The organism is uncultured Slackia sp., assembly GCF_944321625.1.
Taxonomy (GTDB): domain Bacteria; phylum Actinomycetota; class Coriobacteriia; order Coriobacteriales; family Eggerthellaceae; genus Slackia.
The window spans coordinates 1-8,391 of the sequence record NZ_CALUMA010000039.1; the positions used below are offsets into that span (position 1 = coordinate 1).

General features: G+C 63.3%; 8 protein-coding genes. 1 reads left to right on the plus strand and 7 read right to left on the minus strand.

The genetic code is table 11. From position 1 onward, the window contains the following. Positions 1–227 precede the first annotated feature (227 nt). Both modA and modD read right to left on the minus strand, forming a co-directional pair. On the minus strand, positions 228–1,136 hold the full coding sequence (modA, locus tag Q0J60_RS03460) for a molybdate ABC transporter substrate-binding protein (RefSeq protein WP_294438841.1): 909 nt from the start codon (positions 1,134–1,136) through the stop codon (positions 228–230). Positions 1,137–1,284: 148 nt separating this feature from the next. After that, positions 1,285–2,142 carry a ModD protein gene (modD, locus tag Q0J60_RS03465; protein WP_294438843.1) on the minus strand — a complete coding sequence of 286 codons (858 nt, stop codon included), beginning with the start codon at positions 2,140–2,142 and terminating at the stop codon, positions 1,285–1,287. A 166-nt stretch (positions 2,143–2,308) separates the two neighbouring features. Between modD and Q0J60_RS03470 the strand changes: the two genes are divergently transcribed. Continuing rightward, positions 2,309–2,734 carry a winged helix-turn-helix domain-containing protein gene (locus Q0J60_RS03470; protein WP_367178773.1) on the plus strand — a complete coding sequence of 142 codons (426 nt, stop codon included), beginning with the start codon at positions 2,309–2,311 and terminating at the stop codon, positions 2,732–2,734. A 113-nt stretch (positions 2,735–2,847) separates the two neighbouring features. Here Q0J60_RS03470 and Q0J60_RS03475 read toward each other — a convergent pair whose 3' ends face one another. The 5 genes from Q0J60_RS03475 to Q0J60_RS03495 all read right to left on the minus strand — a co-directional run bounded on the left by Q0J60_RS03475 (position 2,848) and on the right by Q0J60_RS03495 (position 8,328). Further along, positions 2,848–4,029 carry a 4Fe-4S binding protein gene (locus Q0J60_RS03475; RefSeq protein ID WP_294438845.1) on the minus strand — a complete coding sequence of 394 codons (1,182 nt, stop codon included), beginning with the start codon at positions 4,027–4,029 and terminating at the stop codon, positions 2,848–2,850. Between the two features lie 3 nt (positions 4,030–4,032). Beyond that, on the minus strand, positions 4,033–5,217 hold the full coding sequence (gene mobB, locus Q0J60_RS03480; RefSeq protein WP_294438846.1) for a molybdopterin-guanine dinucleotide biosynthesis protein B: 1,185 nt from the start codon (positions 5,215–5,217) through the stop codon (positions 4,033–4,035). A 112-nt stretch (positions 5,218–5,329) separates the two neighbouring features. Then, on the minus strand, positions 5,330–5,743 hold the full coding sequence (locus tag Q0J60_RS03485; protein WP_294438847.1) for a molybdopterin biosynthesis protein: 414 nt from the start codon (positions 5,741–5,743) through the stop codon (positions 5,330–5,332). A gap of 67 nt (positions 5,744–5,810) precedes the next feature. Next, complete coding sequence (locus Q0J60_RS03490; RefSeq protein WP_294438848.1) at positions 5,811–6,455, minus strand: TIGR03936 family radical SAM-associated protein; 645 nt, start codon at positions 6,453–6,455, stop codon at positions 5,811–5,813. After that, a complete protein-coding gene (locus Q0J60_RS03495; RefSeq protein ID WP_294438851.1) occupies positions 6,448–8,328 on the minus strand; it encodes a TIGR03960 family B12-binding radical SAM protein in 1,881 nt (626 codons plus the stop codon). Before Q0J60_RS03495 ends, Q0J60_RS03490 begins: the two co-directional genes overlap by 8 nt. Positions 8,329–8,391: the final 63 nt, after the last annotated feature.

Below are 8,391 nucleotides of genomic sequence, written 5' to 3' on the forward strand. Positions count from 1 at the left end.
AAGGATCATCGCCGCAATACGTTTCCCCATATAAACCCCTTCATCACCTTCGTAAGAGTCAAGGCTGTCGCCCATCGTGCGCCCCAAACCGTCAGGGACGATTGCCTCATTTGCCCCTCGCCGGACCGCGCCACACACGCCTATGGCCCGACGCGCGAAGCGCCGGGCCATAGAACGGAACGAAACCCACTAAGCGTCTGGTCAAGCCAGATTGCCTCGAAGCCCTATTATGCCAGCTCGAAGCCCCACTCCTGCCAGATCTTCAGCGCATCCTCGTCGCTGACGGCCCAATCCAGGAAGGCCTGGGCAGCGTCGGCGTTCTCGGTGTTAGCACACACGGCGGCAGGATACACGATGGCCTTGCAGGCATCGGCGGGAACGGTGCCCACGATCTTCACGTTGCCAAAGCGGTACACGTCGGAGCTGTACACGAACGCCAGATCGACATCGCCGGTGTTGGCGTACGAGCACACATCGCCCACGGACTTGCCCTCGGTCACCTTGCCCTCGAGCGGGGTGCCGTCGAAGGTGCCGCCCTTGCCGTCAGACTCAGGACCCACGGTGCCTTCGTCATCGACCCAGGCGCCCACGGTGGACAGGGCCTGCTTGGCATAGTTGCCGGCGGGCACGTTGTCGTCGCCCACAGCAATTTTGTAGTCGCCGGATGCGGCCTCCTCGAGCGTCATCTCGTCGATGTCGGAATCGGTGCCAGCCACGATGACCAGGTCATTGGTGAACATGTCGAAGCGGGTGCCCTCGTCGACATAGCCCTCCTCCACGGCATCGTCCATGGTGCCCTTAGAAGCGGTGATCTCGATATCGGCGGTGGCGCCGCCGCCCAGCATCTCGTTCAGCGTGCCGGACGCCTCGTACTGCGTATCGGCGAAGGTCACGCCGGTCTGCTCGGTGTAGAGCGCCTGAACCTCGTTGAGCGCCTTCTCCAGCGAGTTGGCGGCAAAGATCTGCAGCTGCACCTGCTCCTGGGGCTCGAAGGCCTGCTCGGTGGTCGTCTGCTCCTCGGCGGGCTGGGCCTCTTCGGCGCTGGTGGACGAGCAGCCGAACAGACCGAATGACCCTACCATGATGACTGCCATGGCGGTCGCTCCTGCAAGCTTGAACTTACCTGCTTTAAGCATATTCCCTCCCTGCTTCGAACGGATACGCGCTTCATTGTTCTCATGCACGTATATCTCTCTGCAAAGTATATTCCTATTTAAGGATAATTCAAGATATTATTTTCATTCAAGAATAAATAAAGAGGCAACCAGGGATTGTTATGCGCCTTTACGAGTGCAGCGGGTTCATCCTCACGCTCATGTCGATGGGCTTCGCCGTGAACAGCGCCGTGGTGGCCAGGCCGTCCACCCCCGTGGCGGCGTATTCCCCCGCGTTCTGCGGATTGATGCCGCCGGCGGCGATGAGCGTCAGATGCGGATCGATGGCGCGCAGCTCGCCGACGAGCGACGACAACTCAGCGGGCGGAACCTTATCGAACTGGATGCCATCCACGCCCGCCCGCGCCAAGACGCGCGCCTGATGAGCACCCGCCTCCACGAAGAGCTTCTTCTCGATGCAGCGGCGGCGAATGGCGGGCAGCTGCTCCACGAAGGCGTCGAAGCCTCCCATGAACTTCATGTGGTGGTCGAACACCAGCACCGTTTCGGAAAGCCCCAGCCTATGGGGATACGCCCCGCCGGTCATGACCGCCTTGGTAAGCAGATCCTTGATGCCGGGATGGGACTTGCGCGTGGCGAGCACCTCGCAATGAGGGTTAGCGGCATGGGCGGCTCGCACCATCGCATCGGCCTTGGTTGCCACGGCTGAATAGTGGTCGAACAGGTTCAGGCACACCTTCCACGCCATATGGAGCTGCGCCGCGGTTCCGTGCGCCCGCAAAAACGCCTGTCCCGCTTCAAGCCTCGTGCCGCTTGGAAGCGACCAGTCCATCTCCAGGCCCAGCTTGCCCATGATGCGTTCGACCTCTTCGGTACAGCACAGCACGCATGCCTCGCGCGTGAAATACTCGATAGACCCCTGCGCATCCCCTATGCCCAGCACCTCGCTGGTCAGATCGATGTAGGGAACGTCTTCGGCGATGAGCTCGTCCAGGCGGGCATCGGATATGCGGAGCGTAACAGACATGGCGCCTCCTCAGGCAGCTTATGCAGCAACGGCTGAGCGTTTGGTTCTCTATGCGCAACCAATTATATTCTTTTATGAGAATATAATCGCGAGAGAAACCTCTCTCATTCCCCCACTATTCCGTTCAGTCGCGGCACGCGAGCAGCATATTCTCGACTAAGGTGATATGATTAAAACGATTTCGCAGGACAGGCGCACGTTTGAGGCGCCGCGCGAAAGAACGGTACCCAACGAGGAGGAACGTATGGCAGACGCGTTCTCGAACATGACGCCGCAAATCAAGCTCAGCTTCGTAAGCGATGCGGCAGAAGACGCGGTATTCGGTCGCGGCGTGGCTGCGCTGTGCCGCGGCGTGCGTGAACACGGGTCGCTCAACAAGGCGGCAAAGAACATGAGCATGGCTTACAGCAAGGCATGGCGCATCATGAAGACGACCGAGGAGGCGTTCGGCGTGCAGCTGCTCGAACGCGACGGCGCCCACGGATCGACCCTCACCCCCGAAGGCCAGCGCCTGCTGGACACCTACGACGAGGTGCAGCGCCGCACATCCGCCTACGCCGCAGACGCGCTGAAGGAGCTTATGGCGAAATAGTCCGCAGTCGCCAGGGATGCTTCCCTGGCGCCCGATATGATTACGGCCCGCCCAAGATGCCAAGCACCCTGGGCGGGCCGTTTTGCGTTCTCCTTGAAAGCCGATACTTCGGATCAGCTTCGCCAAGCGCCGCCTATGCCGCGCTTCTGTTTGGACCCGCGCATGGACACGGGTTCGAGCTCGAACACGCGCGGCGCCTCGATGTCGTGCGACACCGTAAGAGCCTTGCTTATGCATACGTCGGCGCACATGCCGCATCCGACGCAGTCCGACAAACGGAACTCAAGGCAATCCAGCTCTTTGGCATCCTTTTTCGCCGGTCTGCCGGGCTTCTTCTCGGCGTCACGCATCACCTTTGAAAGCGCCCCCGTGGGGCAGAAGGTCGCGCACACGCCGCAGTTGTCGCATTTCTCGGGGTCCATGGACACATCACCCCACAGACGCGTGGAAACCACCACGTCATCAGGCTCCCCCATCTCGAACAGGTCCTCGAGAAGATCCTCGTGGCGAGGGATGGGCCCATGGGGCAGACACCCGTCCTCGCCCACCTTGAGCACATCGCGCAACGTCGCGTGCTCCTTGCCGATACCCAGCTCTTTTTCCAGGCCATACGTCGCCGTTTCCTTGGCGAGCGTCTTGGCCTGCGACTTCACGCCGGTGAAGAAGCCGCGACGCGACACGCCGCCCACCGCCTGCTCGCGTTCGGTGGCAACGAGCGCTGCAGGCACCTGGCTGGTACGCGTGACGCGCGCATCGCTTCCCCATGCCGCGAGCAGCGCATTTGCCTCTTCAACCGAAGCGTCGATGAGCGGAACGGCGGCGCGGAATTTGCACGTAGAGCAGTCGGCGTCGATGAGCACGATATCCTGAGCGCCGCATCCCGCGGCCTTGATCAGCGACGGCACGTCCACGCGCCCCAGGCACAACGCCTCCGCCACGCGGTCGACGTCGGCGGTCTTGCGCGCGGCCACACGTCCGCAGATCACAGCGGCCCGACCATCGTTCGCCTCGATAGACCGCATCAGATCCGCCGCAAGCTGGGCGTCGGACGGCTTGTCGCACACGATAGCCGCCGTGGGACATGCCGCCGTGCAGGTGCCGCAGCCCGTGCACTTCTCGCCGTCGATGTCGATAACGTTTCCTTCGACCGTGATGGCGCCCGACGTGCACGCATCCGCGCACCGCGTGCACGAGGCGTTGCGATTGCGCACCTTCACGCAGCGCGTGGGTTCGATATGGAGCGCCTTGCGTTCCAGCCGCTCCAGGATATCCACCATATCGACGATAGAAGGCATAGGCTATCGGTCTCCGTTCTCCAGAATCATCTCTTCGGCGTGCGCCAGCTCTTCGGGTGTGTTCACGTTCACAAAGCAGCCGCCGAACGGCGCGGCGTCCTTCACCTCGTCGCGTGTGAACTCCCGCATGGCTATGTCGCCGAAGAAATCCTTGGCGCGTGAATCGCCGCGCGCAAGCGCCTCTTCCACGGCGGGCAAACAGGCGTCGACGCGGTACAGCCCGTGGAACGGCTCGTACCCGTTGGCGTTGCAGGGCACCACGGCATCGGCCCCCTCGCGCTGCGCGATGCGCGCCTGCTCGTAAACGAGCGCCGGCGAAGCGAATACCATGTCGCACGCCACGAGCGCCAGATAAGGATACTTCGCCGCCGAAAACGCCGTGCAGATGCCGCGCAGAGCGCCGCGCACGTCGTAGACGTCAGTGACCAGGCGCACCGGGCAGCCCAGGTCCAAATTGTCCAGAAACGTCAGGTTTTGGGGCTCGTTGGTGGTGATGAGCAGCTCGTCGGCCACAGGCGCCAGACGCGTGGCGATACGCTCGAGCAGAGGCCTTCCTAAAAACGGCACGGTCGCTTTCGACCTGCCCATACGCCGCGATTCACCGCCCGCCTGAATGGCGACGGTCACTTTGGGGCGCACGTAGCGCTGCTGCAGGAACGACGCGATGCCTTCGACGTCCTCGAGCCCGAACGCAGCGATGCCGCGGGCGAAAGCCGCATCCGCGGTGCGCTCGTCATCGGTCGCCACCGCCACGGGCGAGCCTCCGCGCACGGTGCCGCACTCTATGAACTCCTCCATCGCCGCGGCATCGCGCTCGTTGGCCGAGCGCATGACCTCGATCGTGTCCAAACCGCTTTGACGATACCCCTCCACAATCACGATGTCGTGGCCGGGCATATCGGCAACCACCTGGTCGCATTCCGGCTCGGTATCGAGCTCGGTCACGCGCGCCATCAGGTCGGGCGCCACAATCACCACGTCGCGCGACCCCGCCGCGCGATGGCGATAGGAGTCTTTCCCGGGATAGTCGATGTCGAAGCCGCGATGCCCGTGGTGCTTGACGCTGCCGACGTCAAGCCCCTGCGCGGCCAGATATGCGATGACCTTCTCGATGAGCGTGGTCTTGCCCGAATTATGCCGCCCCACGAACGCGACGGCAGGGCTCGGCCTCCTGTAGAGTTGCGCCATGCGGATCTCCCCCATTCTTCCGCATGCAGGGCGAGCCGCACATCGCGGCCCGCCGTTTCGTCCTTGTGCTTTGCATATAGTACGCGTCGGATTCCTCGCGCGCCAGTGCCGTCTACGCGTAAATCTCGCGTTCGACCACCAAGTCGTTCTTGATATGGCCAACCAGACGCTGCAGCGCATCTACGGCATGCGGGCGAATGTCTGCTCCGATGAGCACGTACATGAGCGATTCTCCCACGGTAACCTCGCCCTCATTGAGCCATGCGCGCACGTAATAGATGCCGGGCCAGGTAAGAGCCTCGGCGATGGCGGCATCCAGGCCTGCAGCGTCGTAGGAAAAGTCAACCGCGACGACGCGCCCCAGGGCCTCGCCCGCCGCACGCTCTTCATCGCTTTGGGCGCGCACCTGCGCCTTAGGGGTGGATCGAACAATGCCGTTATGGGTCAGATACATTCCCACCTGATCGGCCTGAGGGTCCTGTTTCGCCTCTGCCAGCCAGGCATCGATGGAAGGATACGGTTTCATATGCCACCCTTTCTGCTCCGGTCGTGTGACCGGATTATCCTAGCACAAGAATACTAAGAACACAGCCTTATTCTTGCTCAAGGGCCCGCTGATCAACGCGCACCACCGAGAGCACGCGCGCGCCGTCGACGCCGCTCTCCTTGGTCATGGCGTCGAGCAGCACGTCAGGACGAAGGCTGCCGGTGTTTTTGGCCTCGAGCTCGAACGTCAGCACGTTCTCGCCATCCCGGCCATCAACCGCACCGAACCTCATCGAGCGAATGAATTCGGCGGGATGCAGCACCTTCTCCTTCTTCTTGCGCACCACCACGATTTGGTCGGGCACGCGCAGGCTCGACGCCGGCACGGTCAGCCGCGCCTCGTAACGGGAGATGGGAAACGCCACGCTTGCCGCCGCTTCGCCCTGCTGGAGGTAGCGCGCGGCGTGCGGCATCAAGTCGAGCGCGCTCGCCTGCTGCAGCCGAGCAAGCGCCTCATCGGCTGGAACGTATTCGGTGAGCGACACGTCAAAAATCTCGCAGGTGCTCTCAACACCCACGGGAAGCGCCGCGCCGAATGCAATCTTCATGTGGGGCGAAAAACCCTGTGTGACCGCATAGGGCAAATCGGCCCTGCGAACGGCGCGTTCAAGGGCACGAGCAAGCTCGAGATGCGAGAGCATGCCCAGACGACCCGCCTTGTTGAACGTCACACGCAAACGGAAATCAGCCATGGCGCACCTCCTGGGTCTGGATGCCGGAGTACGGCGTGGCGCAGATGCCGCATACCGAGCACGCGCCCATCGTGCAGTCGGGCGTGGTCTTCTCCTTGAGCGCCAGCTTGCGCTCGCGTTCAAGGAATTTCCTGGTCACGCCAGCGGAAAGATGCGCCCACGGAACCACGTACGAGGTATCCCATGCCGCTTGGGCAACGCCCTCCATCGACACGCCGCACTCCTCGCAGGCGCGCTGCCACGTGTCGAGGCTGAAGAACTCGGTCCACGCATCGAAGCGCGCGCCGCCGCGCCAAGCCGCCTCGACCACATTCGCCACCGCACGGCCGCCGCGGCTCATCATGGCCTCCACGAGCGACACATCGGGCTCGTGCCAATGCACATCCACCGCCTTGTACTTCACGCTGCCGCGCAGAAGGTCGATCCTGCGCTGCGCCTCCTCGGGCGCAATCTGGCCGTCCCACTGGAACGGCGTGGCCGCCTTGGGCACGAACAGCGCGCAGCTGATGCTCATGCGCACATTGCCGCGCTGGTTCTCAGGCACGGCCTTCTTGGCGCGGTCGTAGGCGCGCTGCGCAAGGCTTGCGATGCCTTTGATGTCGTCGTCGGTCTCGGTGGGAAGCCCGATCATGAAATACAGCTTGCAGCGACGCCAGCCGGCGGAAAACGCCGCGTCGATGGCACCGAACAGGTCGTCTTCGGTCACGTTCTTGTTGATCACGTCGCGCAGGCGCTGCGTGCCGGCCTCCGGGGCAAAAGTGAGGCCACCGCGCTTGCCGCCCGCCACGAGCTCCGCCATCTCGACGCCGAACGAATCCAGACGCTGGCTGGGAATGGACACGGAAATGCCCTTGCCCTCGAGCGCGTGGTTCAGCCTGCGCAGAATCTCCTCGATCTGGCTGTGGTCGGTGGACGAAAGCGACATCAGACTCACTTCGTCATAGCCCGTTTCGGCAAGACCGCGGCACACGGCCGACACGATGTTGTCAGCGCTGCGCTCGCGCACGGGGCGATACATCATGCCCGCCTGGCAGAAGCGACAGCCGCGCGTGCAGCCGCGCAGGATTTCCACGTTCAGACGGTCGTGCACCACCTCGGTGAACGGCACGATGGTGGGCTCGTAGGCGTCGGATTCGGCAAAGCCCTCCCAGATGCGTTTCTCGATGGTCTGCGGGATGTCATCAAAGACGGGGCGCACCCACGAGCCGCTCTCCTGCGCCTCCTCCTCGGACACTTCCTCATAGAGCGAGGGAACATAGGTGCCGGGAACCTTCGCCATCGCATGCAGGATGTCGGCTCGCGAGGCTCCCTCGGCCTTCATGGAGCGGTGCAGCTGCAGAAGCTCCGGCAGCGCCTCCTCGCCCTCGCCCAGCATAATCACGTCGAAGAACGGCGCATAGGGCTCGGCGTTGAACGCACACGGACCGCCCGCCATAACGAGGGGGCACGCCTCGTCGCGGTCGGCGGTACGCAGCGGAATGCCCGCCAGGTCGAGGAACTCCAGCACGTTGGTGGCGGCGAGTTCGTGCGGCAGCGTGATGCCCACCGCGTCGAACTCTGCCACAGGCGCGCAGCTCTCGAGCGAGAACGCAGGTATGTCGCGCTCGCGCATGAGGTCGCACATGTCGGCGGCCGGCAGAAACGCGCGCTCGGCAGCCATGCCCTCCACCGCGTTCACACAGTTGCACAGGATGCGTATCGCCTGGTTGGCCTGGCCCAGCTCGTAGGTGTCGGGGTAGGTCATGCAGAAGCGGTAGGTCGCCTCGGGCTTGTACGTGCAGCCCCATTCGTGGTTGATGTAGCGCGCAGGCCGCTCGATGCCGCGGCCCGCCTCGCGAATGAGCCCCTCGATGCGGGGCCAAAGGTCGGTCATAGTTCCCTCGTTTCCTACGAGCGCCCCGGATTGCGGGGCGCCCGGTTTCTCTTTTGAAATGCA